The organism is Acaryochloris sp. 'Moss Beach' (assembly GCF_021497025.1).
Classification (GTDB): domain Bacteria; phylum Cyanobacteriota; class Cyanobacteriia; order Thermosynechococcales; family Thermosynechococcaceae; genus Acaryochloris; species Acaryochloris marina_A.
Genome location: NZ_CP071717.1, coordinates 5,657,644 through 5,684,617 on the forward strand (window position 1 = coordinate 5,657,644; position 26,974 = coordinate 5,684,617).

The following is a 26,974-nucleotide window of genomic DNA, read 5'->3' on the forward strand; positions in this document are numbered from 1 at the left end:
GCCCCTAGCCATAAGCTCACAGTCACGATACACAAGGAAGAGACTTGAACCATGATTACGAAATCTTTAATCACAGCCGCTGCCATTCTTACGTTCACACCCACATTAGTGTGGGCCGCTGATGTCTTAGAGGGGGCAACGGTGGTTGAATCTGCCACCTTTACAGGGGAAAGCGATCATGCCGTCAGTGGCAAAGTTGAGATTGTTAAAAAGGGCAAAGTCTATTACCTCGTTCTGGGTGAAGACTTCTCCTTCGATGGTGCTCCTGATCCCCGGTTGGGCTTTTCGAGTCAGGATTCTTTTGTTGAAACCAGTACGTTTTCAGGTCTCAACCTTGATAATGGCAAGCAAATCTATCGGCTACCTGCCACCCTTGATATCAGTAACTTTGATGAAGTAACCATTTGGTGCGAAAAGTTTGGCGTGCCTTTGGCAGAAGCAAAATTCTAACGGGACAGTATTGCCTTACTTGCAGCTTGTTCCAACGGATTTTGGGGTCTATTAGTCGGCCCGATTTCTGATAAATCCTAGAATTTCTTGGAACGAGTAACCTTTATTGCTCTCGATCCAGCTACTATGCTTTTAAAAAATCAGTTTTTTATACATCCTTATTATTAAGTGGTGTGCTGGTCAGTCAGGCTGCCAGATTCCACCCTCCAGTACTCGGTCAAGCCGTTCTAGAAAGGACTGCAGCAGACCCTCAATTGCTTCAGTCTGCAGCTCAGAAAAATCTAGTGGCCGTGAAAGGGGTTAGTCTCACGGTCTCGGATATGGACCAAGCTTTGGCATTCTATACAAAAATATTGCCCTTCAAAAAAGTCTCAGATACCGAGGTGACGGGGACGGAATATGAACGGTTGCAAGGCGTCTTTGGTTTGCGAATGCGGGTTGTGCAATTGCAGTTGGGGCGGGAAAGCATTGAGCTAATTGACTACCTAACGCCTGGGGGGCGCCCCATTCCTGTTGATTCTCGCAGTAACGATCTCTGGTTTCAACACATGGCGATTGTGGTGCGGGACATGGATGCGGCCTATCAGCTCCTGCGGCAACATAAGGTTCAGCACGCTTCCACAGGTCCCCAAAAACTCCCAGACTCTATTCCAGCAGCGGCAGGGATTGAAGCATTTTATTTTCGGGACCCCGATGGCCACAACTTAGAAATCATTTTCTTCCCACCCGACAAAGGGGATCCACGCTGGCAAGAGCCGACGGAGGAATTGTTTTTGGGGATTGATCATACTGCGATCGCAACCTCCGATACCCAAGCCAGTCGTAATTTTTATGAAAATCTTCTGGGTCTCAAACTCGCAGGCCAAAGCGAAAACTTCGGGACAGAACAGGAACACCTCAACAATGTTTTTGGGGCCAGACTCCTGATTAGTGGCCTCAAAGCCCCCACAGGCCCTGGTGTCGAATTTTTAGATTATTTAGCCCCTGCCAATGGTCGACCCATTCCCATCGATAGCAAAGCAGATGACCTCTGGCATTGGACCACCATTATTCAGGTTAAAAATATCGAGCAGGCTGCAGACCAACTTCGTCAGGGAGGAGCAACCTTCATCTCCCCTGGAGTGATCACCCTGCCCCCAAACAAACTGGGCTTTCATAAAGGGTTTCTAGTCAAAGATCCCGATGGACATGTCCTTCGTATTGTCCAGCCCTAGTCCCTTTATGCCTCGCAAACATCTAATACCTAATCCTTTGGAGACGCACTATGGATAACACCTACGACATCATCATCATTGGTACGGGTGCGGGGGGCGGCACCATGGCTAGAGCATTAGCTCCCACAGGGAAACGCATTTTGATTTTAGAAAAAGGCGGATTTGTTCCCCGGGAGATAGACAATTTTGATCCCCATGTGAACTGGGTGGAGAAACGATACACTCCGAATGACACCTGGTATCACCAGGACCAGCCTTTTAGACCCAGTCATCCCCACTACTATGTGGGCGGTAATACCAAGTTCTATGGATCTGCTCTGTTTCGTCTGCGAGAAAAGGATTTCGAAGAAGTTGAACATTATGATGGCCTTTCCCCAGCTTGGCCTATTTCCTACGCCGATCTAGAGCCTTACTATGCCATCGGTGAAAAATGGTATTACGTTCACGGTGAAGACGGCGCAGACCCTACAGAACCTCAGCGCAGTTCCCCCTATCCCTATGAACCCCTCCAACATGAACCACGAATCCAACGACTCAACGACGATCTAGCCAATCAGGGCCTGCATCCGTTCCCCATTCCTATGGGCATGCGCATGGGCCATGACGGAGAAGACGGAGCTACCAGTAGCTTGGATTTATGGCCGCAATTCGATGGCTATCCCGATCCCTATGAAATTAAGGCAGATTCCCATATTGTGGGCATTCGTCCAGCTCTGACCTATGACAATGTGACCCTCAAAACTAATAGCCCTGTAGACCGCCTTGTCACCGATGCTTCTGGTCGCCGGATAGAGACAGTCGTTGTAAAGACGGACGCTGGAGAAACCATCGAGTATGCTGCTGACCTGGTGATTGTGGCAGCGGGGGCTTTGGGATCAGCGTTGCTGTTTTTTGCGATCGCAACAGACCCATCACCCCAACGGCCTTGCCAACTCGACAAGTCTAGTCGGTCGCAACTTTATGGGGCATAACAACGCCACCTTAATTGCCATCAGCAAAACGCCGAACGATGCCACCTTTGAAAAGACCCTAGCCCTGGCTGATTACTATTGGGGAGATCAGGATTTTAAATATCCGATGGGTTTGATTCAAATGCTGGGAAACTTTAATGAAGCCCTGATGAAACTAGAGTCCCCAGAACCACTACTAGGCATGACCCATGCGGAAATGGCTTCACATTCCTTAGACTTCTGGCTGCAAAGTGAAGACTTACCCAGAGTCGAAAACGGCATTTCTTACAACAGTTCAGGCCAAGTTGTCTTTGACTACCAGGCCAATAATGTCGAGCCTGCGAATCAGCTCAAGAAACGGCTCACTGATTTCCTCGACTGTGTGGGTTGTCATCCCGGTACTCACGCTGTTGACTTGTATCTAGGCAGCATGGTGGGCATCCCCCTTGGACACACCATGGGCACGATGAAGATGGGGACAGATGCCAGTCAGTCCGTCCTCGATCCCTATTGCCAGCCCCATGAATTGGACAATGTATTTGTGACTGATGGCAGTTTCTTTGTCTCAGCAGGAGCGGTTAACCCCACTCTGACTATCATTGCCCAGACCCTCAGGGTTGCCGATTATATCAAAAGCCAAAGATTATAGAAATTTGTTGATGATTGGACAGTGTCAGTACTGAGTATCTAAGATCGTTATTCTCAGTATCATTGACCATTAAATGAGGTTTTCTTGACCTTTCAATGAAAAATCAACTATTTCAAGAACTGAGTTTTTCTGAAATTCTCAATAGAAACCTTGGATACTCAGTGTTGATACTTATTCCTCAGAAGTTAATAGAATCAGTGCATCAGCTCGGATCGGTTCAAGTAAAAGTTCTGAGGGACTGATGAGTTCAGCCAGAGGAATAGGTTCACCGAGAAGCCAAGAGACATAATCGCTAGAAAAGCTCTCTGCAAGGAACTTACCGGTAGAATTAAACATGTAGCGATTCTGTCAGCATGGGAAAAAGCATAAATTTGATTACAAGTCGGTTTGAAGCCAAGTCTAAGAGTCACCCCTCAGATTTAGGTAAATCATCCTCCGATACGCTTTGATAGAGAAATTGAACCAACAACTTACATTGTTCTGTAATCACTAGGATTTCTATGTGCGGCATTTTAAGCGTTTTTGGCCCTGACTCATCGGCCCAATTCGATCTTTCATCTATGCTATCGACCATTGTGCATCGAGGGCCAGACGATAAAGGAATTCTCCAAGGCGACAACTGGATGTTGGGACATCAGCGTCTTGCCATCATGGATGTGGATGGCGGGCACCAACCCATGCAAACGGCAGAGGAAAAACTCTACAGCATTTGTAACGGCGAGATTTACAATTTCCGAGATCTTCAAGATAGCCATTGTCCTTCCTACCCTTTTCAGACTCAGGCGGACAGCGAAGTTCTTCTCCCCTTATTTCAGACCTTTGGCAATGATCTCATCCAACAATTAGATGGGATGTTTAGTTTCGTGGTCAGCGATGGTCAGCAATGGTTAGCAGGCCGGGATCGTATGGGTATTAAACCCCTTTATTACGCTACAGCGGGTGAACATAAATTCTTTGCCTCAGAAGTAAAAGCATTAGTTCATTGCGCCGAACACATTCAGGAGGTTCCCAGTAGCCACTTCTACCATTCCCAAGCAGGCCTGGTTCCTTACTACAACCTTCCTGATGTGACGGTGTTTCAGAAAGATCAAGAGGCTATCCAGGTCGCCCTTCGCCAAACCTTGTCTAGAAGCGTCCAGAAGCGACTCATGTCTGATGTTCCTGTTGGTGTTTTCTTGAGCGGGGGACTAGATTCAAGCATTATTGCGGCATTAATGAAACAGCATGTGTCTGAATTACACTCCTTCTCAGTCGGCTTGCCTAATTCGCCTGATTTGAAGGCTGCTCGTTTGGTCGCTGATCATGTTGGAACCATTCACCATGAATATGTTTATTCCGAAGCGGAAATGCAGGCAGTACTTGCCGATGTTATCTACTATCTAGAGTCTTATGATCCTGCCTTAGTTCGGAGTGCCATCCCCTGCTACATCGTTTCTAAACTGGCTAGCCAATATGTCAAAGTTGTCCTGTCTGGAGAAGGGGCTGACGAACTCTTTGCGGGCTATAGCTATCTTGCCGACTACGATGATCCTAGGGCACTGCATCAGGAATCGATCTCTATCCTAGAAGGATTACATAACCTGAATTTGCAACGAGTGGACCGCATGACGATGGCCCATAGTTTAGAAGGTCGAGTTCCTTTTCTGGATATCGATTTTATCGAGCTATGTTTACAAATTGATCCTCATCTTAAACTTTTCTCGACCTTTGGGATTGAAAAATGGTTGCTACGTAAGACTTTTGAAGATTTGCTACCCCATGAAATTGTCTGGCGAGAAAAAATGGAATTTGCTCAAGGCTGTGCTTCTTCTGAGGTCTTGGAAAAACACGCTAAAGCAGTGATCACCGAGCAAGCACTCGTAGAGGCAAAGATACAAGGATTTCCGGTCAATACCCAAGAAGAGCTATTCTATTACGGTATCTTCCACCAGCATTTCCCTCATCCAGACGCTGCTAAAGTTATGGGACGATGGGAAGGAACTTTGCATTGACCTCAGCAAAAGATATCAAAAAAAGTTGCGAGGTCAAAAGAAGATATAAAGTCAGCTGTTATCCACTACAAGAGAATACTAGATGCAATCGGTCGGAGAACAAACCTATACCCAGGCAGTTAGAGAAGGTAAGTACGACCTTTACGTCGGTAACTTATTTGGCAAATACGATAATGTCCGCACCTACTGGGAAGATCAGCTGACCCGCATAGCTCTTCGCCCATGTCTCACCCACCTAGTCGATCGCAAACGCGAAGCTGGGCAAAAGGTTCGCATTTGCGATCTGGGTTGTGGTGCTGGGCAAGGTTACCAAATCTTGACCAAAATAGATCGCCGTGATCTAGATTTGGGCCTTCAGCATCAGCGAGTACTGAATGAAGATGAAATTTCCACCTATTTAGGACTGGATATCAGTCAGGCAATGGTGGAGAAAGGCTCAGTTCTGTTTGCCGACAAGCCCCAGTTGCAATTTGCCCAAGCAGACTTACGAGAGGGATTGGGCAAGATCAAGCAAGAACAGCCCTTTGATATTTATTTCTCATCCTACGGGTCTCTTTCTCACTTGGGGCGACAGGATTTAGTGAAGCTGCTAACCGATGTCTGTGAACATGGCCATGACGGTAGCCTCATCGTTCTTGATTTGATTGGGCGTTATTCGATTGAATGGCCGGATTTTTGGTCAGCAGAATCAGAGTCAGAAAAAGTACGTCAGTACACGATGAGTTATCTCTACTCGGAAACAGCCCGACAGGAAATTGATATTGAAAGTTTTCCACTCCGATTTTGGGCAGGCTCGGAAGTTAAACAATTAGCTGACGAATTGGCTGCTGCAACTGGAACAGGCTTGGAAGTTGTCAATATGATGGATCGCTCAATCCTCGTTGGCCGCCACACCGATACACACGAGTACAACCCCGCTCTCAAGCCTATTCGCCGCCTGATTAATTCCCTCCATGAAGACTACTTGCGTACCGACCTGGGAGATTTAATCTTAGATCTCGATGTTCCTGACCACCCTCAAATTACACCTCGGTTGCAACAGTTAATGAAATCTTGGAATACTTTAGTAGAGTATTGCCAACATCGGCTTTGCCATAACTTTTGTTTGCCAGAATTGAAAGGATGGAATGACTTTCCAAAACCACTACAGTTTTCATTGATGACGATGGATCGCGTGATAGCTGATGTGGGTTGGATGTGGTATGGAGATCCCCGTGCTAATATCATCGAACCGCAATTGGGTTATGCTTTGCGGACCCTAGAATATGATATGCAACGAGGGAGTGGTTGTGGCCACGGTTTAGTTGCAATTTTGCAGCTTAAAAAATGATTTCTGCGATGAGATCAACGTAATCTGCAAGGAGAATCATAGGGATACAACACTTTCTATTCGGGAGTGTTGTATCTGTAGTCAAAACCATTGATATATCTGGAGCAAAAGTACTTAGAGGTGAGATAGAAGACAAGTCTAGTAAGGGTAAGGGTTGAGGAAGAATTTTTTGAGTCAGAACTCCCTTCTGATGCACTGTTCAAAAGCTAAAATTGGCGATTGGAACTCAATTGATGGACTTTGAATCCTTCTCTACTTTTCTTGAACACTTACACCACCACTATCAACCCTGTAAACAGGGGGTTGTTGCTTCTTACATTCCAGAGCTGGCACAGGCAAATCCTGATTGGTTTGGGATTGTTGCTGTCGGTGTAGATGGGCAGCAGTGTCACCTAGGCGACAGCCTACAGCCATTTACAATTCAGTCCATTTCCAAACCCTTTGTATATGGTTTGGCCTTAGAAGACTGGGGGGAAGAATATGTTCTCAGCCGTATTGGCGTAGAGCCAACGGGAGATCCGTTCAATTCTCTGATTGAAGCCGAAGAAATTTCTCGGCGTCAGTATAATCCGCTCGTGAATGCTGGGGCAATCGTTACCACGAGCATGATTGATGGGGACAGTTTGGATGAACGATCTAGACGCTTGTTTGAGTTGTTTCATACCTTTATCGGGCGAGAGATCAATATTGATACCGCGGCCTTCCATTCCAAGAGCAGCCAAGATCATCTGAATCAAGCCCTGGCTCATATGATGTTTAATTTTGGCTTGATTGAGGGGGATATGGCTGAAATCCTCCATCTCTATTTCCAGCAGTGTTCGCTTTTGGTGACTTGCCAGGATTTAGCCGTGATGGCAGCGACGCTAGCAAACGGTGGTATCAACCCTTTGACGGGAGAGCAAGCTCTTGACCCCCGCTATGTCCAGCATGTCCTGAGTATTATGTATACCTGTGGGCTATATGAATTTTCTGGACAGTGGGCTTATAAAGTAGGAATTCCAGCTAAGAGTAGCTTGTCTGGGGCAATTATCGGTGTAATCCCTCAGAAAATGGGGATTGCTATTTTCTCTCCACCTTTAGGAAGCCATAGGAAAAGCTGGCGGGGTGTTAAGGTCTTTGAGGAGATTTCCCAAAAATTTCAACTCCATATGTTCGAAACAGGTGTTCGAAAAACACCAGATGCACGGGTAAAACCCGAGAGTTCTTCTTCGTCTTTCCTAGTCGGCTCTGCTTCAGAGATAGACATTATTGGAGAAGAAGCATGGAAAGAGTGTTTACAAGAGCTATACGAACAGTTTCTGCCTGATCGGGAGGGAACGATTTACACTAGCGAACCGGACTTGATGCAACACCATCACGATTCCTTTGCAATTAGTGTAGCAACGGTGTCAGGCCAGGTTTATTCCGTTGGAGATTGGCAGGTTCCTTTTTTAATTCAATCGATTTCCAAAATCTTTGCCTATGGCTTGGCTTTGGAAGACTGGGGACGGGATGCTGTTCTTGAGAAAGTAGATGTGGAGCCGACCGGAGATGCCTATGATTCGATTATTAAACTAAAAAGCAAAACTAAGCGACCCTACAATCCGATGATCAATGCCGGGGCCATTGCCACGACTAGTTTAATTAAAGGCAAGGGACCTGCGACTCGCCTGAATCGCCTGTTGGAGATGTATCGTCGTTACGCTGGCCACCAGGTGTTTGTCGATACGCCAACCTTCATCTCCGAACGGATGAACGGAGATCGCAACTGGGCTATTTCCTATCTATTACGTAATTTTGGCATGATTGATGGAGATATCAGCCAAATTCTTGACCTCTATCTTCAACAATGTTCGGTGCTACTCAACTGTCGCGATTTGGCTGTAATGGGGGCTACGCTGGCGAATAATGGCACTCATCCCATCACTGGGGAAAAAGCGATTCAGCCTGACTATGTACGTGATCTTCTCAGTGTTATGTATAGCTGTGGCATGTATGATTTTGCTGGTGAGTGGGTCTATCAAGTCGGATTCCCTGCCAAGAGCGGTGTGGGCGGTGGCATTATTGGGGTGGTTCCTGGGAAATTGGGTATTGCTGTTTTCTCACCTCCTCTGGATGAGCGAGGAAATAGTATTCGAGGTATTAAAGTTTGCGAAGAACTGGCTCGCCGTTTTCAGTTGCATATTCTCGGTAAATAGAAGTGACCGCTGCCGTTGCTGGCAAATTGGGTAATAGTTCCCGTTGAATGTAGTATTTTGCCCTCGGACCGATATTATCGAACTACAATTGGTCTACCCTTTATTGACCCTAGAATATGTCAAGCAATAAAGGGGTGGGTAAGGGTCGGAGAGCATCGAAGCCAAGTAATAATGCTGAGAATACACAATGATTGAAGTCCTCGAACTAACCAAGCACTACAACAACGTTTCGGCCGTGAATGCGATCTCGTTCCGGGTTGCCGAAGGGGAAACGTTGGGCTTGATTGGCACGAGTGGTTGTGGCAAGACAACGACATTAAAGATGCTCAACCGCCTAGTTAAACCAACCTCTGGGCGTATTGCGATTGGTGGTAAGGACATCCGCCAGTCGCCGCCAGAACAGTTGCGTCAACATATTGGCTATGTAATTCAGAACATCGGCCTCTTCCCCCACTACACCGTTGCTGACAATATTGCCGTGGTACCTCGCTTGTTGCGATGGAAGGAAAAACGGATTGGTCAACGGGCCGCAGAATTACTGGAAATGGTCGGACTGCCTCCCGATCAGTTTGCTCAGCGCTATCCCCATGAACTTAGTGGAGGCCAGCAACAGCGGGTGGGTCTGGCCCGAGCCTTAGCTGCCAATCCTCCAGTCGTTCTCCTGGACGAACCTTTTGGGGCCCTAGATCAAATCACTCGCCGCCAGATCCAACAGGAGTTCAAGAGTCTGGGGAGCTTGTTGCAGAAAACGATGGTTCTTGTCACCCATGATGTTTTTGAAGCCATCACCCTATGCGATCGCATTTGCCTGATGGACCAGGGTGAAATTCAACAGATTGGCACCCCAAAGGATCTAATCTTTGCCGGACTCAATGATTTTGTACGTGATTTCTTTCAAACCAATCGCTTTCAGTTGGAATTGCAAGTGACACGGTTACAGGACCTACTCCCTTGGCTACCCCATAGCGAAGATAGAGAAAGCCAAGCGGAAGTTTATCAAACGAGTCAAAGTTTACTAGAGGTACTAGAAATTGCAGGAGCCTCTGCAGCAAAGGCGTCTCGAATTGTGATGATTGATCCTGACAACCAGTCTCGGCAAATAACAAGTTGTGAGGATCTCTTACTAGCGTTCTATCAGTACAAAAAAACATTTCAAGTAGTCTGAGTCGATCTCAGGCCTGAAATGGTATCGATTGCTACTCAGTTCCGTAAACTGGTCAGCAAGTTTCCTAGATAAACCCTGCTTTTTTCCAAATTGATATGCAGCTTTGGCAATTTTTCATCAGTCACCAACAGGAGATTCTCCAACAAACTCTCACTCATTTAGTGTTGGCGGCCATTTCGACCACTATAGCTATTCTGATTGGGGTGAGTACAGGTTTAATCTTGACTCGCTATCCAAAAGCAGCGAATCAAGTGATTGGTGTTGTCAGCGTTATCCAAACTATTCCCAGTGTGGCCTTGTTGGGCTTTCTCTTGCCCCTATTAGGGATTGGCTCTACGCCTGCCATTGTCGCTCTATTCTTATATGCTCTGCTTCCGATTCTTCGCAATACCTATACGGGGATTGAGGAGGTGGATAGTTCGGTGACAGAGGCAGCTAAAGGTATGGGTATGCCGAACCGACAAATTTTGTTGAAGGTAGAATTGCCCCTCGCTATGCCCGTCATTTTTGCTGGAATTCGAACGGCAACAGTGGCAACAGTAGGCATTGCCACGCTCTCTGCTCTGATTGGTTCTGGGGGATTAGGAACCTTTATCTTTCGGGGAATTGCCCTCAACAACGTAGACATGATTTTGGCAGGGGCTATTCCTGCTGCGGCCTTGGCCATACTGTTGGATTTCGGTTTGGGTCTTCTACAGCCCAGGGTTTTACGATTACTCAAACCTATCTTGGTGAGTGTCACCCTTGTTTTCCTGTTGTTGCTGTCCCAAATCGTTTTTTCAAGCCTGCGTCCTCAACCTCTCAAGGCAGGGTTTACCTCTGAATTTGTAGAACGTGCAGATGGTTATCCAGGTTTGCAACAGCACTATGATCTGAGCTTAGACTCGGTCGAACTTGATCCGGGTCTCATGTATGAAGCCATTCGGGAGAAAAAGGTAGATGTCGTCAGTGGCTTTACGACGGATGGCAGAATTGATGCGTATAATCTCACTGTCTTGGAAGATGACCAACAGTATTTTCCGCCCTACTATGCTGCGCCCCTAGTGCGGGGGGCAACCTTACGGAAGTATCCCCAATTGCAGCCTGCGTTAGCAAAATTAGCCGAAGCCTTGTCGGATGAAACGATGATCAAATTAAATGATCGGGTTGATCGGCTCAAGGAACCCTCTCAAAAAGTGGTACAGGATTTTCTCAAACAGTCAGGTTTCAAAACAACGATAGATCGCCAGGGGAAACCAGATATTGTCATTGGGTCTAAGAATTTTACTGAACAATATCTTCTAGCAGAAATGATGGGTATTGTAATTGAAAATTCAACTGACCTTGATGTGGAACTAAAAACTGGGTTAGCAGGTACAAAAATCTGTTTTGATGCTCTCAAGAAGGGCGCAATTGATCTTTATCCTGAGTATACTGGGACTGGTTTGTTGGTCATTTTACAAGCAGACGAAACAACCCTCAAAAACATGGGGCAAGATCGAGAAGAAGTATTCAAGTATGTTCAGAAGGTATCAAAAGAACGCCATGATGTGGAGTGGTTGGCGTCCTTCGGGTTTAATAATAGTTATGCTTTAATGATGCGTACTGAAGATACTAAGAAACTGAATATTACATCGATCTCGGATTTAAAGCGCCATCTCGAATCACTCTAGGGAAGCGTAATATATTTACAATTTATATGTATTCATGCTACGTTCCTTTGAGTGAGGTAGATGGCATGGAGTTTTGAGATGGATTACGAATTACGGGTAGTCGTTGAGAAAGTATCCGTAAGTTCTCAAGAGGTCTTAAAACGTGACACTCTTAAAGTTTATGACATTAAGTCACCAGAATCCATTTTAGAGTTAGGTCTGCGTCATGAAGAGCAAATCTCACTGTTAGAAAAGATTCAGAACTCTGTTTTAGCCGTGCAATCAACCTTGATTAAAACAGGCTATGATGTTTGCCCAAGATGTGGGGATAATCTCAAAAAGATGGGATTTACGCCCTCTAAATTTCATGCTGTTTTCAGTGATCATAAAGTCCGCATCCAAAAACACAAATGTCTTAATCCAGACTGTAAATGGCAAAGTACCCCTTCAACGGCCTCTGTCTTTGGCACTTGTATTCACCCAGACTTAGCGAAACTGCAATGTGAGCAAGGGGCGTTGTATAGCTTCCGTAAAGCCGAGACTAATCTGGAGCAGTTGACGGTTCATCGCCGTCCGGTCAATAACCATAACAAAATCAAGCTGCTCACCAATGAAGTGGGGGCAACCTTAGCCCAAGAGAATCTCAAACCATTGGCAACACCCAAAGGTACTGCCATTGCACAAGAGATTACCCTCCAAGTAGATGGGGGGCATATCCCTGACAAAGATAAGGATAAACGTAGCTTTGAAGCGCTCTCTGCTGTTGTTTACCGTCCAGAAAATATTATCGAAGTGGATAGCCATCATCGTCAGATCAAGGATAAAAGCTGTGCCCTCTCAGCCCAAGATGACGAACTAGCGACCATGAAGCTCTTTACGCTCAATGCAGCCCGAAAGCAGGGTATGACGAAAAAGACTAAGGTCACGGCTTTAGCCGATGGTGCTCAAAATTGTTGGTCAGTGATTTTAAGCTTGGCTCCACACTGCAAAAATCTTCTGTGTATATTGGATTGGTTTCATCTTGCCATGCGATTTCAGAATGTCAGAGGGGCGGTAGAAGACGCCTTCGAAAAAACCTTAGAGGGAGTGAAGTGGAAATTATGGCATGGCAAGTCGGATGAGGCGTTGCAGAAATTAGAACTGCTGATGAACAATATTACTGATTCAAAGAAGCGCTCAAAACTGAAGAAGTTATATAACTATCTAGAGAACAATCAAGCCTATCTAGTGAATTATGAAGAACGAGATCAACAAGGTCTGAGTTACACCAGTCAAGTGGCAGAATCTCATATCGATACGATTATCAATGACCGCTTTAAACGAACTAAGAAAATGCAGTGGACTCATGATGGTGCTCATAATATCTTGCAGATTAGAGGGATGATCACCAGTAATGAATGGGATAAAAACTGGCAAGCTATAGCAAGCGCCATTTTATTCAGGACATAATAAACTAGAGATACTGTTATGTCTTTCAATGGATGCCTAAAATCTACAGCTACGATTTACGTTGCAAAGTGATCGATGCTATTGAACTTGATGGCATGCCTCCCTCAGAAGCGAGTGACACCTTTCATATCAGTCGTAACACCATTAATCTATGGCAACGTCTCAAAGCAGAAACAGGTGATCTTCATCCCATCCCTAGACAACACCTTGGCCATAGCCACAAAATCACAGACTGGGACAAGTTTCGAGCTTTTGCTCAAGAACATCGCTATAAAACCCAAGCTCAGATGGCCGAGTTGTGGGAGGGGCAAATCAGTGAGCGTACTATTTCAAGAGCGCTGAAGAATATTGGATTTACTCGAAAAAAAAGACCTATGGCTACCGCCAACGTGATGAGCACAAACGGGCTGAGTTCGTCCAAAAGTTAACAACAGTAGACCCAGACGATATCGTCTATGCTGACGAGTCAGGGATGGACAATCGAGATGAGTATGACTATGGCTATGGTCCCAAAGGTGAGCGGGTCTATGCTTTAAAGTCTGGTAGCAGAAGTGGACGAGTCAATATGATTGCAGCTTTGAGAGGAAAGCAGCTCATGGCCCCGTTCACGATTGAAGGGGCTTGCAATCGCACCGTATTTGAAATTTGGCTTGAGACTTGTTTGATACCGATGCTCAAACCGGGGCAGAAGTTAGTCATTGATAATGCCACCTTCCATAAGGGAGGGCGAATTGAGCAACTGGTAGAAGCCGCAGGATGTGAAGTGTGGTACTTGCCACCCTATTCTCCTGATTTGAATAAGATTGAACGGTCGTGGGCTTGGATTAAAAGTCGAATTAGACACCAATTAGAGCACTTCGGTTCACTTAGAGAAGCAATGGAACATGTGTTGTACCTAGCGTCCTAATTAGAGTGGCGAATGCTATACCTGTAATCTCAGCCTTGACAGTAGCTGCATAACGAGCCTATAGCCTGTAGATATATTACGCTCTCTTCCGATAGCTCTCAGCCTTGATCTCAATAATGAGGGCATGATGGACAAGACGATCTACAGCAGCCACCGTCATCATCGAGTCATTGAAAATGCTGTCCCATTTTGAGAAGGGATGATTAGCAGTAATCATCAACGAACGGCGCTCATACCGATGAGCAATCAGCTCAAACAACACAGACGTTTCCTCATCTGTCTTTTTGACGTACCCAATATCATCAATGATTAGCAACTCAAAGCGATCTAACTTTGCCAGAGTTGTCGGGAGTTGAAGCTGTTGCTTCGCTGCCTGGAGCTGCTGAACTAAAGTAATGGCACTAAAGAACTTCACTCGTTTTCCCAGACCAATCATGGCCCGCCCCATCGAAATCGATAAATGAGTTTTCCCAACGCCTGACGGCCCGAATATTAGCAAGTTCTCTGCTCGCTCCAGCCAAGTCGGATCTCCAGCTAACTGCATTAAGGGGGCTGGATTGAGTTGTTTGCAGTGGCTGAAGTCAAAGCTGGTAAAACTTTTTGCGCTTGGTAGTTGGGCTTCTCTTAGCGCCTTTGTTTGTCTGGCCTGAACTCGACGCTGGAGTTCCAATTCGCATAAGGCAAGCAAGAACTGCGCGTAGGACCACTGTTCCTGGGTGGCTTGGTTCTCGATGGTTTCCCAGTGGCTGAGCATGTTCGACAGTCGGAGCTGTTTCAAGTGGAGACTCAGATTCTCGTAGGGGCTGAGTATGGTCGGTGGCGACGACGCTGGGGAGGAGTTGGTCATAGGGATAAAGCAAATGTTGTTGGACATCGAGTGGGGGAACATCAGCGTCACTGAGTAGTTGGAAATGGCGCTGAAGATTGGCAAGGGTCAAGCTCTCTTGCTCTAGTTGATTTTGGAGATAAGCTTCAACGGTGGCTTCATTGTCTTGAGTGGCAGAAATGTAGAGAGCTTCCACCATCAAATCGAGAGTGTTTAGATTTTTGTGTAAGCCGTAACGTATTCAATAGTTGAATCGTGTTGGGAACAGAATAGCAAAATGGGACAGCGCCGCCTTCCAATTCAAAATCGGTCTGGTCCATCTCTTCGAGATATTCCTCATCGCCAGAAACATCAATTTGTAGACAGACTCTTCATTCGGGAAGACAGCTTTGGTCTTAATCACCTTTCGCAGTGAGCGATTGAGCGACTCAATGGCATTAGTGGTGTAGATAACCTTTCGGATGGCCATTGGGTACTTAAACAACGGAGCAATATTATCCCAATGCCGTATCCAGATTTGGCTGATGCCAGGATACGTCTGGTCCCATTTGTTGGCAAACGCATCCAAGGCAGCCTCAGATTCCTCCAAAGTGGCCGCTTGATAAATGGGCTTGAGGTCTGCAGCTACGGCTCGACTTTCCTTCCAAGGCACATGGCGCAAACTATTGCGAATGAGATGAACGATACAAACTTGAACTTGAGTATCGGGATAGACCGATTCAATCGCCTGGGGAAAGCCTTTGAGACCATCACAGCAAGCAATCAAGATATCCTGAGCGCCTCGGTTTTTAAGGTCTGTGAGCACTGAAAGCCAGAATTTTGCTCCCTCCCGCTCGGCAGCCCCTATCCATAATCCCAACAGCTCTTTGTTTCCCTCCACAGTTACCGCTAGCGCGACATAGACGGCTCGCTTGCTGACTTGACCATTGACTTTGATGTTCACATACAGGGCATCGAGATAGACAATCGGATACACCTCATCCAATGGTCTTGAGCGCCAGTCTTTAACCTCCTCCATGACACTATTGGTGACGTCACTAATCAGACCCTCAGAGATATTGGCCCCATACAGCTCCACCAATTGAGAACTCGAATATCACGAGTGGTCATGCCACGAGCATATAAGGCGATGATTTTCTCGTCGAGTCCCGCGATACGTCGCTGGCCTTTGGGCACGAGGACAGGCTCAAACTCACTGCAACGGTCGCGAGGAATCGATAGGTCCATCTCTCCTTGTTCAGTCTGGACGGTCTTTTTCGAGTAACCATTGCGACTGTTTCTAGGGCCATGAGAACGCTCATCGACGGAGGATTGATGCAGGTGATGAGTCAATTCACCTGCCAAAGCTCGTTCCACTAGGCGTTTGCTGAGTTGTTTGAGCAGTCCTGATTCGCCCAGAATATCCTCTGGCTGTGGATTCTCTCCAATGAGTTCATCCAATAGCTCATCAACTCGATTGGGTACTTGTTTCTTTCTAGACATGATGCGGTCTCCTGGTGTGTTTGGATTCTAGACCGCTTACACAAAACTCTGATCAGTCTCGTTTGGGTATTGCCTTGGTCTCTGGCTCGGTTAAAAACTTCCACTTTGTAGGTTTCAATAAGTTGACCACGCACTAGATCTCCTCCCTTACTTCCTTGGGATTGATCTAATACATTTGCTATTTCTCAGGCAAGACTGGGGTAATTGTCGCCAAATCGATCTGTGATCATGTTTTAAATGGCGATCTCATAACCGGTCAAGTAATAGACCCTGAGCCTGGTCTAAGGCTCTTCCCAGCTTTTGGTGATGCGATGAAAAATCTGTGAAACCATTGAAGCTAGAGTCTTTGCAATATTCTGGCCATGGAATTACTCCAAGCTTTATTACCTAGCCCCAACGGGCTCCAATTGAACGACTATGAAATGGATGTAGAACACCAGCATTTGGAATTGAGTGTTATGTCCACCCAAACGGTGGCTCCATGCCCCTTGTGCGGTAGCGTGGCTCATCGAGTGCACAGTCGATATCAACGAACCCTTGCCGACTTACCCTGCTTGCACTTCAGCTTAAGCTTGCTCGTGCTAGTCTGCAAATTCTTTTGTCCGAATTCAGAGTGTCGCCGTCGTATTTTTACCGAACGCATTCCAGAGGTGGCGGCACCTTGGGCCAGGAAAACCGTACGCCAGGTTCAGCATCTCCAGGAGATTGGGTTAGCCTTAGGCGGTGCTGCTGGTTCTCGTCTAGGCAAGTGTCTGGGCTATTTTAGCTGTGGCAGTACACTACTCAACCACTTAGAGCGCCTTCCCCTCCCTGAGTTCGAGGTTCCAAAAGTGTTAGGGGTAGACGACTTTGCGTTCCGAAAAGGCCATAATTACGGCACAATTTTAGTCAACTTAGAGACTCATCAACCTATTGCCCTGCTAGCAGATCGCAAAGCAGACACATTGGTCGATTGGCTACGAGAGCATCCAGGTATAGAAGTATTATCCCGTGACCGTTCCAAGACCTACAAAAGTGCCATGGATAAGGCTGCGCCAGACGCCAGACAAGTTGCAGATCGCTTTCATCTAGTCAAAAATTTGAGTGAAGCGCTTGAGCTTTCATTGGAAAACTACCATGCTGAGCTTAAAGCCGCTTCACGGGAGCAATACCCAGTCACTAGCTCAAATCTAGGGCATACTGCAACGGTTGTTGTAATTCCTCAATCGACTGCCACTGCAACCTTTCAAGAACGGGCACAGGCAAACCATCAAATTCGGGTACAACAGCAGCAAGAAATTAAAGCTCTCCGCGAACAACAATGGTCGACTGCAGCTATTGCAGACAAAGTCGGAGTGAGTGAATGTACTGTTCGCAAATATGGTACCCGACCTGATTTTCCAGAAACTTATAACCGACGTCCGACCTTGGGTAGGAGCCTACTCGACCCCTACAAACAGGAGGTTGTGGCTTGGTGGAATTCTGGAATAACGAACTCCAAAGTCTTGATGGTATTGCTCCGACAGAATGGCTATGAAGGCTCCCAACGCACTCTCCAGCGTTACCTTCGTGGGTTCCGCGAAGCTCAGAGCCTTCCTTCATATCGTGCTCCAGTGACAAAGTCCTTACCCACTGTCATTGATCCTCAAGCTCCTCCTTTTACACCTCGTCAAGCAGCCTATCTAATTGTGCTCAAAGAAGAGAATCGAGAACCCGAAAATAAAGAGTTGTTGGAATACCTGGTCAAACAACACCCGGACTTAGCAACCCTTGTTGATTTAGCTCATACGTTCCTTGAGTTGCTCAGACAACGACAGGCCGATGCTTTTGATTGTTGGTTGATGAAGGCATTGACCTGTCCAATTCAACCGTTGAAAAAGTTTGCTGCGGGTCTCATGGATGACTATGCTGCAGTCAAAGCCAGCATGATGATGGAGGTCAGTAATGGTCCGGTGGAGGGACTCAACAACAAACTAAAAATGCTTAAGCGTCAGATGTTTGGCAGGGCAGGATTAACACTACTCGCCAAGCGACTAATTATGGCTTCATGAGAAAGAAGCAAATCTCTTTCTGAGTAAGGGTTTAAACCGAATCACCAAAAGCTGGGAAGAACCTGGTCTAATTGTCGCCTGACAGATGGACGAACGTCATGGATACGTCACCAGCAAAAAGCAGCAGTGTTGGGATGCGGTATCCATTGATGCCGCCAGTAAATTCATTGTCCACGTGGCAGTTGGTCCCCGTAACACAGACCTGATAGAAAGGCTGATGCAAGGCAGTCACAGACGACTAGCTCATCCCCAAGACCTGGTGCTGATGACCGATGGAGAAGCGAGTTATCGCACTCTCTTTCCGGTCATCTTCGGGGTGTCTTACCTCCCCCCCGTCAAAGCACGATGGGTCGACCTCCCAACCCCAAGTATCGGATTCCTCGAACCCTTGCCCACGTCCAAGTCATCAAGCATCGTCAGGGACAAAAGTTAGAAGCCGTAGAGGTGAGCAAAGCTCATGGGAGCTGGCAACGGATCAATCAAGCGCTAGATGAAATAGGGTACAACATTCCCAACACCTCAACTGTGGAGCGTTTCAATGGCACTGCACGACGGATGAATGCTCATCAAGTCAGACGCTCACTTGCTTTCGCTCATCGCAGTAATACTCGTCAGGCCGTTGCTTGGTGGAGTGCTACAGTTTACAACTGGGTGAGAGTGCATCGCAGTTTACGAACTCCTCTAGAAGTACCCGAGGGTAAAAAGCGCTTTCAACAGAGAACTCCTGCCATGGCAGTTGGATGAACTGAACACATTTGGACCGAAGCTCAGATCCTCAGAGCACCGGTTTATATAGCTTCTCAAGAATAGGGGGCTGAGATAATCTCACCTAACTACCCTTTCATTGCACTAGGACGATAGACGATGCCAGATAAGGCTTCAAAGCTACGTTTGTCTTTATCTTTGGTTGGAATGTGACCGCCATCGACTTGAGCAATCAGGTCTGCTGCAGGGGTGGGCAACTCTTCTTTAACAGGAGGGGTAGTATTCGCTTGAGATAAACGCTCACCAACTTGATTAGTTACGTTTTTGATTTGAACATGGTTATTGACGGTCCGACGCTGAGCGTTCAGCCGTTCCATATTATCCTGGGCTTCTCGATAGCTATGCAAGGCACCATGCTCACATTGCAGTTTCACTAAGTCAGGATGAGTATCTGTGCCAAAGACGTTCACCACTGTTGGCATACTTTGCCAACGACAGTCAGGATTTTTGCACCGATGCTTTTGAATACGAATCTTATGGTCGCTGAGCACGGCGTGAAATTTAGAGGCTAAAAAACCCAGTTTGCCTATTTCCCCACCACATTTGATACACTGCGTAACTCCAGTATCGATGAGGGTAGATTGTTCAGCTAACAAAGCACTTTGGACTTTGGAAAGCAGAGAGATTTGTTCTTCGTGACGCAATCCTAGATCTAGAATAGATTCGGGTTGTTTGATGTCATAGATTTTTAGAGTATCTCGTTTAACGACTTCCTGAGTGGTCAGGGCTATTTCATTCAAAAATGAGGGATGATATGCAGGCTGCACTTCTTTCATAACTTATGTCATCGCTAGCTATTGTAGATGCTTTTTCAGACCTACCAGACACCCGTCGCACCGCAGGTTTACGCCATAAACAGACCTTGTGTTTAGCCTTGTTCACCCTTGCCGTTGCAGCAGGGAATCGAGGCTTTCTTGCCATTGGTAATTGGCTCAAGTCTTACCATGACCCATTGTTGGCATTGTTCAATCCCCCCAAACAATGCTTACCGTCTTACAGTACGATTCGGCGGGTATTGCTTCGAACAGATGAAGAACGCTTTTCTCAATGCCTCAGCCACTTCTTTGAGATCGTTCCTCAGCCTGGAGAAACCGTCGCGACCGATGGCAAGGTTCTCAAGCATTCATTCATGTCTGAAACAGACAATCCTTATTGTCAGCCCCATCCCGCAATCATGATGGTCACAGGCTATGTGGTAGAGAGAGGTTTAATCTTGCCCCCTTATGAAGTGGACCAGAAGACCAATGAAATCAAGGCCTTGCCTGAAATGATTGAGCAGCTTGCTCTCAAAGGAGTGGTCTTTGCCTTTGATGCCATCAACACCCAAAAAAACAGCTCAGCTCATTGTTGACAGTGGCAATGAGTATCTCGGGGCGCTCAAAGGCAACCAGAAAGGATTACTGACTGATGTGAAAGCGCATTTTAAGCCAGAATCAACGGTTGAAACCCTGGAAAAAGGGCATGGCCGCATTGAAAAGCGAACCGTTAGTATCTGCCGTGACCTGAGTAATATTCGACAATGGCCAGGTCTCAAAACACTCATTCGGGTTGAATCACAACGCTCTGAAATCTATAACGACATGATTGTCGATACCCAAGAGACTCGCTATTACATCACGTCACTGCTGGAGGAGGTAGAACCTTTGGCACAAAGAATTCGGGGGTATTGGGGAGTAGACAACAAGGTCCATTATGTTCGCGATGTCACCCAAGGTGAAGATGCTTCAAGGATTCGGACCACACCCCTTATTGGCCTGTTCGTACAAGCGCGTAATCTATCACTCAATCTTTATCGAGAATATGGATTCACCAATATGGCTCAGGCAAAGCGACGATGTGAACAATCACTAGAAGTTCTGATGGATGTTTTTAGAATGAAATAGCCCTGCTGAGTGGTAACCGAAACTTTCTCTACAATCACTCTAAATTCGTAGCCTATCTCTCACCGTTACTCTCGAACCTCTGCAAGAGATAGAGTACCACTAAAAACTTGAATAATGTACAAAAATTACGCTTTCTCAGGGATTTATCTGAATTGGCAAATTACCCAGAGCAAAGGGACTAAGGTGACGCTAATCGGTCGAGGAGCGGATAATGCCCCCGTTACGGCCCCCAGGGTAAGCGCAAGAAAATCAAGCCTCTGAAAGGCTAGACTGTAAAGGAAGAGAAGCGCCTAGAACTTTGAGCATATACGCTTCATCCATGCTCGCCCGTTTTAGTTTTTGACGGGTACTTTTCTTAAAGGACGTTTCTTGATTGAGAAGGTTGATGCTCCAGCGTCTCAGGATGGCCATGTTTTCCGGCGCATGTCCTGTGCGAATGCGGCTAGCATCTTCGCCAAAGGTCACGTCTAAGACCCAGTGGAGTTGGTTCTCAATCGACCAATGCTGGCGGATGGCTTTGCCCAACTGCTGAGCATTTGGCGGTAGAGAACTGATATAAAACATCACCTCATAGGTGGTTTTGTTCCACAAGTGACGGGTTCGAGCGACCTTGACGATGGTTTGCAAGCCCTTCCACTGCGCCTGCTTGTACAGAGGACCCATCTGTTGAAGGGACACGGCCCAAACTTGTCGTTTTTCGCGACGATGGTGCCCTGCTTCCACCCGCGCATCATAGCTGTGCTCAATGCACTTAAACTCATTCGCTTCAGCCGTTTCAAACCATTGCTCAACCTGCTCAAACAGCGTGGGATGATTCTCCTTGAGGGCCAGCACATAGTCAGCCTCTTTAGCTTGAATGTGGCGGGCAATCTCGTGCTGAGTTCCCATTGCATCAATGGTAATAATGCACCCGGCAATGTCTAATAGCTCTAGCAGTGCTGGAATAGCGGTAATTTCGTTACTCTTGTCTGCAACTTTGACCTGTCCTAGAAATAACCGATACTCACTGGCCCAAGCACTGACCAGATGCAATGCGGATTGGTCTTGATTGCGATCATAGGAACCTCTGAGTTGTTTGCCGTCAATCGGTATCACTTGAGCGCCGAGGGTTGTCACTACCTGATCCAACCAGTGATTGAAACTCCGCTCAAAAGCGGAGGGGCAAATACGCTCAAACACTCGTCGATAGGTGTCTGCTGTCGGCATCCCAGACGGTAGGCTCAGAAAACTCGACAACCAATCTTGATGGCTTAGACCATAGGTTTCAATGTCTTCCCACCCTTGTGCGCCACCTAAACTTGCCAATAGTCCAATCACGACGATGCTGACAAACGGATGCTGGACACCTTGGCCTCCCCGTGGATCAGGCAAATCTTCAAAACACTCGGACAACTGTTGATAAGCCTGATCGCAATCACTGGCAGGCAGGAGTGACGAGGATGAGTCAGTGGAAGCTGGTGAGGAAGGCGGCTTGCTGAATCCTGTAGCCATGGGGAAACCCTTTTAACAGAATGGAGTTCCATAGCATATTACAGCTTCATTTTTCTTGCGCTGCCCCTGGTTACGGCCCCCAAAATCTTTGACTTCAATCAAGGTATTCCTAAGTCTCTGCAAAAAAATTGTCGTTTGAACTCCCAAACTCTGGTTTGTCTGAATGTACCAACCGGGGTTCAGGACTCTGGGACCTATATCTTCGAACTCCAGGTCACCCCAAAACCAACCCAGACCAACCCTCCTGCTGAGCCATCTCCCATTATTCAGAAAACCGAGCCAATTCAGATTAAGCCAGGGCCAGTACAAATTCAGGAATTCACAATTAATGGCAAGATTGCGAAACCCAAATATGTATTTGTCCTTAAAGATCAAAATCCATTAATGGTAAATGTGTCCTGGAAAGTTAAAGGCAGCAAAAATACTAAAGTCAATTTACTACCGGCACCAGGGACTGTTCCCCTCCAGGGCAAGGCAAATTTATCCTTTGGCCCCACCTCTGTCACCCAAACCCTCATCCTGCAAGTCACGAATGCCAAAGGCGAACAACAAAATCGATCCGTCGTGATTGAAACGGTAGCACCCCCTGCTCCAGTGGCTCAAGGCCCCCGAGGCCCCGGCAAGTGCTGCGGCCAATAATTCAAATACTCCAGCGGCAGCTCCCAGTGTGGATCCTAATGCAGCGGCAGCGCCTGCTCCGCCTTTGCCCGATCCACCAGGAGGGATTCAGCCCGTACCGCGCGATCGCAACTCGCCACCCCCCAGCAGAATTGCCTCCCCAGTTTTAGTTCACGAATAATTACAACCCAGTCTTTTATGAGGGGCTCCTCTAAACTGTTAGCAACAAGAAAGGTAATACCATCATGTTGCCCAACTGGCAGAAACTGTCTCAGATCAAAGAACTCAGCCAATATTTTGAGGCTGATTTTGCCAGTTTTCAGCAGCAAGTTGAGCATCATATTCTGACGTTAGAGCAGTTCGACTCCAAAGAGCTGGATAAACTGGCCCTATTGCGAGTCCTTGAAGTCACCAATGGTTGCACTCAATGGGGATTGCGCCGACACGACCCGCATTGCTTATCGGTAGAACAGACCCGTGACTGTATGAGGACTGTAATTGGATTTATTCTGGCTAAGCAGATTGATCTACCCAGTGGAGACTCTATTCGCTTCTCTCCGCCGATTGAACAGCTTATGAATGAGGTCCGCGAACTCTATCATGCTGCTTTCAAAAAGCATGTTGAAGGTGCCGAGCGAGAATACTATGCTTCTTCTGCAGCACAATTCTTGGTTTATGGCCGCCAGCGGCTAGAATCTGCAATACAGGTCGTAGCACAAGAGTTTGAGCCTCTATTTACTCCTTACTATCTTAAACAGGGCCAAAACTATATCGTGCCCTATCTAGAGGCAATCCTGTCTGAAGAATCATAATGTTGTGCTTTGCATTAGTAGCAGTGCATAAACAAAAGCCATTCAGTAGATGGAGACCATTGCCAAACTTCCTCCTGCTGGGGTTCTTTTTTGGCAACAAGAAAAAATTTTCCACTATAGCGGGCAAGGTCTTTTTCATCCTTAGAGTCAGAATTGGTCAAATCTACAAAACCTTATTTCTAAATGGGCATCCTTGTTCCATAACTAGAACAAGTCCACCATTAGAGATTAGAGATGAACTATAAACAATCTTTCTTGAAGATATTGACGGGGATTGGATTATTATCTCTAACCAGTTGTAACAGCGTTTCTGGTAAAGGATCTGAACATGCATTCAATCAAGCAATTTGGCCCCAGCATTGTCAGAAACTCAGAAAAGAACTATCTCAACAACCTGGGGTCAAGATTACCTATCAACCCCTGCCGAAAGATATGGCCAGTCAGCCCAGCTGGAAGTTGAATTGGTATGGACGACAAATTCCTATCCCTGCTATCCAATACACTGATGTGTTGGTTATTCGAGATAAGGATGACAGTTCTGTGTTGCTCAAAGGCCAAATAGCCGACCAAACAGCTTCAGTTGTATTGAGCAGATCCCCAAAGATTGAGCCAATGGTAGATATTTTTGCTGAGATCGCAGACTCTGGTACCGCACAAAACTCATCAGAAGGGATTGCTCTGACTCAAAAACTGTTCGGTGGCCCAGTCAGCGTCGAGCAACTATCGGACCTAGGATATCGCCATACCTTGGCTGACATAACCTGTGATAAGGCGAATTGGCAAGAGGAAGTTCCGATTGCTCTAGCATTAATCATCAAAGACATCGCAGCACCGATAGGTCCTAGTACATCGGCCTATAACCTCAATTCCGGCGTTTTACTCGCCAGCCAAAGTGAGTCCAAGGATAAGTGGTGGTCTAAATGGCATGATGAGCAATACGATGTCGAGGTGATATTGACTTTGCCAAAGGACCATCAGCAGGGCGATTTGGGGTTTGCTTTAGGGCAAGCCGATGGACCAGTTGCACCCAATGTACCTGTTTGGTTGGGGCAGTTAGAAACTGCGATCGCAAACCCAACACAACAAAATTGGCAGGCATTACGCATGGCCTTTAAGCAAGCCAAAATGTCAGATAAAAGTATTCAAAAAATTGAAGAGTTACTGGAGGCTTCCCAAGAAAGGTAATATCAGACCCTGGGAATGGCCCTGTTCTAGCTTGTCTCACAACCGGTATAGAGTTGAAGACAAAGCTTGAACATAGCCTAGGTAGTTGCCTAGCTGTTCAAGAGCGTTTGGGATCCACGGCAATATTTACTTTGACCTAACTCATTGAGGTTGGTGGAGTTTAGTTTTAGTGCTTATATTTAGCCTGAAACAAATATTCATTAGATTTTTTATTGTCTTGATAAAAAAAACTAGTGCAAAAGAGAAATAACTATTATTTAGAGCCTACAGTTACTTCCTATAAGATATAGGTAGTCGATTGCCAACATATTAATACACCAATGGGATATGAGGTATTTATCTTTAGATCTGAAGACTGAAGGATTAGGCTCGATCTATTAATGGCAACAATGGCAAGTGTTGATTTGATTCTCGATTATATTGTAGATAGCTAAAAAAAATGGGCATATTAGAGGTACCTACCTACTCCAGAGAATATTGATTGATCCGACTAAGATTTATTGCCCCTTGTTCGGAGACTATCAGGATAGCAATGTTGTACTACTGACTTTCAAGATATTATGAGTTTTTCTTAAAGTAAATATTTGAAAAATTCTTGCATTGCATCAACTGAGTGTGAACACAATTTGTTAACGGATTAATCGACATTCATATATAGCATGGATGAATACCTAGAATTAGTTCTTCAACTATTACAGAACATCAAAGAGAGAACAGACATAACTTATCTTATCTCGACGAAAGATAAGCATACTGCGATGGTTTCAGTGAAAGAAGGGGAAATCTCATATCTTCGCTATGGCTCACTGTCTGGGCCTAACGCATTGAATGCTGTTCTTGGCATGGAAGTTGAGAGTTTTGCCGTGCGAAAGCATTCCCTAGAACATTCCAAAACTAAGCGAGTTTTACCAGATACAAGTGAAATCTTACAAAAGTTATGTGTAAAACTGCCGAAGACTCTACAAGAATATCAGGCTAATCTAGAACCTATTAGGCTGAATTCAGCAGTATCCATGGCACCCAGTAGACCTGAAAATACTGATTCTTTGGTTAGCTATCCTGAAGCATCTTCTCCTGTACAGGATTTATCTCCTGTATCTGCTACACAGTCTGGCTTAGTTACTCCAGTTGAGCCAAAATCTACTGAAATTCCAGATTTTACAATCCCCACAATCAAGTCTGCATTACAACAAGCTGTGGGTCCTATTTCTGAACTGATTTACGATGATGCTTTTGCTGAAATCAGTTTATTGAAAGATCGTGGAGACTTAGCATTATTCATTGACATCTTAATTGGTGAACTTGATGAAGATGAGTATCAGAAGCAGTTCATAAGCATCATTAAGGAGCAGCTGGTCGGCGTCATCCTCATCCAGGATTAAGAATTGTTTGTTTCTTCTAAAATATCCGTATTTCATCCTACGGCTTTGGAGATACTGATTCACAATCTTGAGGAAGACAATCCTAGACAGTTGTTGCAAGCGATAGCTCTTCCATACAAGCTTGAAACATAAACTTAGTAGCTACCAATCTGTAGTTACTAAGTTTGTATAGTTTGGGTATAGGACTGCTAAGAGGATCTATCTGTTCAAAACCTTTTCCCTACATGGCTTTTAGTCAAGATAGATGTAAAAGCCTAAAGTCTTTATCAAATAAGGGTTAAGAGGCTTCAGGTCTTACTAAGAAACCAGTACTATGGTTTGAGTATTTAGTATTCTCCCTATATTCTCTAGGGTAAAATAAACTTAAAGTTTAATTTGCAAACATAGAAAATCTAGATTCTATCTCAATAACCTAAAAGACTAAATATTAATCTTTTTAGTCATTATTTGCGTGTCGTTTTATTAATTGATTTCTGTAGAATATTTATACTAAATTTCAATTCATTTATTTTACTAAATCTTGTAGAAAAAGATTACTTCGATGTGTGATATTTTCCTTGGTTAGGGCACTATACATTCAGTGCATT

23 protein-coding genes and 3 pseudogenes are annotated in these 26,974 nt (G+C 45.8%); 22 read left to right on the plus strand and 4 right to left on the minus strand.

Annotated elements, in window-relative coordinates; translation table 11 throughout:
- Positions 1 to 51 precede the first annotated feature (51 nt).
- The 12 genes and pseudogenes from HRE53_RS26380 (at position 52) to HRE53_RS26430 (ending at position 13,913) form a co-directional block, all read left to right on the plus strand.
- Positions 52 to 450 (plus strand): DM13 domain-containing protein, encoded by a 399-nt coding sequence (locus tag HRE53_RS26380; protein WP_235108585.1) that lies wholly within the window; start codon positions 52 to 54, stop codon positions 448 to 450.
- A 173-nt stretch (positions 451 to 623) separates the two neighbouring features.
- Entirely contained in the window at positions 624 to 1,664 is a 1,041-nt protein-coding gene (locus tag HRE53_RS26385; protein WP_235108586.1) for a VOC family protein, read from the plus strand.
- A gap of 50 nt (positions 1,665 to 1,714) precedes the next feature.
- Positions 1,715 to 2,635 (plus strand): GMC family oxidoreductase N-terminal domain-containing protein, encoded by a 921-nt coding sequence (locus tag HRE53_RS26390; RefSeq protein ID WP_235108587.1) that lies wholly within the window; start codon positions 1,715 to 1,717, stop codon positions 2,633 to 2,635.
- Positions 2,625 to 3,263: a GMC oxidoreductase gene (locus HRE53_RS26395; RefSeq protein WP_235108588.1), complete on the plus strand. Its 639-nt coding sequence runs from the start codon at positions 2,625 to 2,627 to the stop codon at positions 3,261 to 3,263. The genes HRE53_RS26390 and HRE53_RS26395 overlap by 11 nt, the downstream gene beginning before the upstream one ends.
- Before the next feature lie 500 nt (positions 3,264 to 3,763).
- Complete coding sequence (asnB, locus tag HRE53_RS26400) at positions 3,764 to 5,254, plus strand: asparagine synthase B (RefSeq protein ID WP_255801041.1); 1,491 nt, start codon at positions 3,764 to 3,766, stop codon at positions 5,252 to 5,254.
- An 82-nt stretch (positions 5,255 to 5,336) separates the two neighbouring features.
- Positions 5,337 to 6,584 carry a trans-aconitate 2-methyltransferase gene (locus tag HRE53_RS26405; protein ID WP_212666041.1) on the plus strand — a complete coding sequence of 416 codons (1,248 nt, stop codon included), beginning with the start codon at positions 5,337 to 5,339 and terminating at the stop codon, positions 6,582 to 6,584.
- Between the two features lie 233 nt (positions 6,585 to 6,817).
- Positions 6,818 to 7,741, plus strand: a pseudogene (gene glsA / locus HRE53_RS34980) (glutaminase A); the annotation flags it as partial.
- Between the two features lie 141 nt (positions 7,742 to 7,882).
- Positions 7,883 to 8,761 carry a glutaminase A gene (gene glsA / locus HRE53_RS34985; protein WP_396133472.1) on the plus strand — a complete coding sequence of 293 codons (879 nt, stop codon included), beginning with the start codon at positions 7,883 to 7,885 and terminating at the stop codon, positions 8,759 to 8,761.
- 187 nt (positions 8,762 to 8,948) lie between these two features.
- A complete protein-coding gene (locus HRE53_RS26415) occupies positions 8,949 to 9,926 on the plus strand; it encodes an ABC transporter ATP-binding protein (protein ID WP_235108591.1) in 978 nt (325 codons plus the stop codon).
- 95 nt (positions 9,927 to 10,021) lie between these two features.
- Positions 10,022 to 11,578 carry an ABC transporter permease/substrate-binding protein gene (locus tag HRE53_RS26420; RefSeq protein WP_235108592.1) on the plus strand — a complete coding sequence of 519 codons (1,557 nt, stop codon included), beginning with the start codon at positions 10,022 to 10,024 and terminating at the stop codon, positions 11,576 to 11,578.
- A gap of 78 nt (positions 11,579 to 11,656) precedes the next feature.
- Positions 11,657 to 13,006 carry an ISKra4 family transposase gene (locus HRE53_RS26425; RefSeq protein ID WP_235108593.1) on the plus strand — a complete coding sequence of 450 codons (1,350 nt, stop codon included), beginning with the start codon at positions 11,657 to 11,659 and terminating at the stop codon, positions 13,004 to 13,006.
- 32 nt (positions 13,007 to 13,038) lie between these two features.
- A protein-coding gene (locus HRE53_RS26430) for an IS630 family transposase (protein ID WP_212662369.1) occupies positions 13,039 to 13,913 on the plus strand; the annotation gives its coding sequence in 2 pieces (ribosomal slippage) (positions 13,039 to 13,368 and positions 13,371 to 13,913; 873 coding nt in all).
- Positions 13,914 to 13,989: 76 nt separating this feature from the next.
- Here the strand turns inward: HRE53_RS26430 and istB are convergent.
- Entirely contained in the window at positions 13,990 to 14,667 is a 678-nt protein-coding gene (gene istB / locus HRE53_RS26435) for an IS21-like element helper ATPase IstB (RefSeq protein ID WP_304518433.1), read from the minus strand.
- A 313-nt stretch (positions 14,668 to 14,980) separates the two neighbouring features.
- Positions 14,981 to 16,221, minus strand: a pseudogene (locus tag HRE53_RS26440) (IS256 family transposase).
- Positions 16,222 to 16,583: 362 nt separating this feature from the next.
- Between HRE53_RS26440 and HRE53_RS26445 the strand changes: the two are divergent.
- From HRE53_RS26445 to HRE53_RS26455, 3 genes are all read left to right on the plus strand, one after another.
- Entirely contained in the window at positions 16,584 to 18,251 is a 1,668-nt protein-coding gene (locus HRE53_RS26445) for an ISL3 family transposase (protein WP_235108595.1), read from the plus strand.
- Positions 18,252 to 18,336: 85 nt separating this feature from the next.
- Complete coding sequence (locus HRE53_RS26450) at positions 18,337 to 18,684, plus strand: hypothetical protein (RefSeq protein ID WP_235108596.1); 348 nt, start codon at positions 18,337 to 18,339, stop codon at positions 18,682 to 18,684.
- Positions 18,597 to 18,995, plus strand: coding sequence for a hypothetical protein (locus HRE53_RS26455; RefSeq protein WP_235108597.1), 399 nt, complete (start codon positions 18,597 to 18,599; stop codon positions 18,993 to 18,995). Before HRE53_RS26450 ends, HRE53_RS26455 begins: the two co-directional genes overlap by 88 nt.
- Before the next feature lie 95 nt (positions 18,996 to 19,090).
- Here HRE53_RS26455 and HRE53_RS26460 read toward each other — a convergent pair.
- Positions 19,091 to 19,792: pseudogene (locus HRE53_RS26460) on the minus strand (ISKra4 family transposase); the annotation flags it as partial.
- A gap of 5 nt (positions 19,793 to 19,797) precedes the next feature.
- Between HRE53_RS26460 and HRE53_RS26465 the strand changes: the two are divergent.
- Positions 19,798 to 20,367 carry an ISAs1 family transposase gene (locus HRE53_RS26465; protein ID WP_235108598.1) on the plus strand — a complete coding sequence of 190 codons (570 nt, stop codon included), beginning with the start codon at positions 19,798 to 19,800 and terminating at the stop codon, positions 20,365 to 20,367.
- Positions 20,327 to 20,899: an ISAs1 family transposase gene (locus tag HRE53_RS26470; RefSeq protein ID WP_235111273.1), complete on the plus strand. Its 573-nt coding sequence runs from the start codon at positions 20,327 to 20,329 to the stop codon at positions 20,897 to 20,899. Before HRE53_RS26465 ends, HRE53_RS26470 begins: the two co-directional genes overlap by 41 nt.
- Before the next feature lie 249 nt (positions 20,900 to 21,148).
- Here the strand turns inward: HRE53_RS26470 and HRE53_RS26475 are convergent, their stop codons facing one another.
- Positions 21,149 to 22,390 (minus strand): ISAs1 family transposase, encoded by a 1,242-nt coding sequence (locus HRE53_RS26475; RefSeq protein WP_235107866.1) that lies wholly within the window; start codon positions 22,388 to 22,390, stop codon positions 21,149 to 21,151.
- Positions 22,391 to 22,525: 135 nt separating this feature from the next.
- On the opposite strand from HRE53_RS26475, the gene HRE53_RS26480 reads away from it, so the two are divergent.
- The 5 genes from HRE53_RS26480 (at position 22,526) to HRE53_RS26495 (ending at position 26,387) form a co-directional block, all read left to right on the plus strand.
- A complete protein-coding gene (locus HRE53_RS26480; protein WP_235108599.1) occupies positions 22,526 to 23,029 on the plus strand; it encodes a hypothetical protein in 504 nt (167 codons plus the stop codon).
- Positions 23,030 to 23,057: 28 nt separating this feature from the next.
- The gene (locus HRE53_RS34615) at positions 23,058 to 23,189 is read left to right on the plus strand and encodes a hypothetical protein (RefSeq protein WP_255801043.1); all 132 of its coding nucleotides are present in this window, start codon (positions 23,058 to 23,060) and stop codon (positions 23,187 to 23,189) included.
- A 64-nt stretch (positions 23,190 to 23,253) separates the two neighbouring features.
- A complete protein-coding gene (locus HRE53_RS26485) occupies positions 23,254 to 23,820 on the plus strand; it encodes a hypothetical protein (RefSeq protein ID WP_235108600.1) in 567 nt (188 codons plus the stop codon).
- A gap of 234 nt (positions 23,821 to 24,054) precedes the next feature.
- On the plus strand, positions 24,055 to 25,005 hold the full coding sequence (locus HRE53_RS26490) for a hypothetical protein (RefSeq protein WP_235108601.1): 951 nt from the start codon (positions 24,055 to 24,057) through the stop codon (positions 25,003 to 25,005).
- A 659-nt stretch (positions 25,006 to 25,664) separates the two neighbouring features.
- A complete protein-coding gene (locus tag HRE53_RS26495; protein ID WP_235108602.1) occupies positions 25,665 to 26,387 on the plus strand; it encodes a hypothetical protein in 723 nt (240 codons plus the stop codon).
- The last annotated feature ends 587 nt before the right edge of the window (positions 26,388 to 26,974 follow it).

Bases quoted from the DNA above. Each gene is read 5' to 3' on its own strand.
- HRE53_RS26380 (WP_235108585.1), top strand. From the start codon at position 52: ATGATTACGAAATCTTTAATCACAGCCGCTGCCATTCTTACGTTCACA.
- HRE53_RS26390 (WP_235108587.1), top strand. From the start codon at position 1,715: ATGGATAACACCTACGACATCATCATCATTGGTACGGGTGCGGGGGGC.
- HRE53_RS26395 (WP_235108588.1), top strand. From the start codon at position 2,625: ATGGGGCATAACAACGCCACCTTAATTGCCATCAGCAAAACGCCGAAC.
- asnB (WP_255801041.1), top strand. From the start codon at position 3,764: ATGTGCGGCATTTTAAGCGTTTTTGGCCCTGACTCATCGGCCCAATTC.
- HRE53_RS26405 (WP_212666041.1), top strand. From the start codon at position 5,337: ATGCAATCGGTCGGAGAACAAACCTATACCCAGGCAGTTAGAGAAGGT.
- HRE53_RS26415 (WP_235108591.1), top strand. From the start codon at position 8,949: ATGATTGAAGTCCTCGAACTAACCAAGCACTACAACAACGTTTCGGCC.
- HRE53_RS26420 (WP_235108592.1), top strand. From the start codon at position 10,022: ATGCAGCTTTGGCAATTTTTCATCAGTCACCAACAGGAGATTCTCCAA.
- HRE53_RS26425 (WP_235108593.1), top strand. From the start codon at position 11,657: ATGGATTACGAATTACGGGTAGTCGTTGAGAAAGTATCCGTAAGTTCT.
- istB (WP_304518433.1), bottom strand. From the start codon at position 14,667: ATGCTCAGCCACTGGGAAACCATCGAGAACCAAGCCACCCAGGAACAG.
- HRE53_RS26445 (WP_235108595.1), top strand. From the start codon at position 16,584: ATGGAATTACTCCAAGCTTTATTACCTAGCCCCAACGGGCTCCAATTG.
- HRE53_RS26450 (WP_235108596.1), top strand. From the start codon at position 18,337: ATGGACGAACGTCATGGATACGTCACCAGCAAAAAGCAGCAGTGTTGG.
- HRE53_RS26455 (WP_235108597.1), top strand. From the start codon at position 18,597: ATGGGTCGACCTCCCAACCCCAAGTATCGGATTCCTCGAACCCTTGCC.
- HRE53_RS26465 (WP_235108598.1), top strand. From the start codon at position 19,798: ATGTCATCGCTAGCTATTGTAGATGCTTTTTCAGACCTACCAGACACC.
- HRE53_RS26470 (WP_235111273.1), top strand. From the start codon at position 20,327: ATGCCATCAACACCCAAAAAAACAGCTCAGCTCATTGTTGACAGTGGC.
- HRE53_RS26475 (WP_235107866.1), bottom strand. From the start codon at position 22,390: ATGGCTACAGGATTCAGCAAGCCGCCTTCCTCACCAGCTTCCACTGAC.
- HRE53_RS26485 (WP_235108600.1), top strand. From the start codon at position 23,254: ATGTTGCCCAACTGGCAGAAACTGTCTCAGATCAAAGAACTCAGCCAA.
- HRE53_RS26490 (WP_235108601.1), top strand. From the start codon at position 24,055: ATGAACTATAAACAATCTTTCTTGAAGATATTGACGGGGATTGGATTA.
- HRE53_RS26495 (WP_235108602.1), top strand. From the start codon at position 25,665: ATGGATGAATACCTAGAATTAGTTCTTCAACTATTACAGAACATCAAA.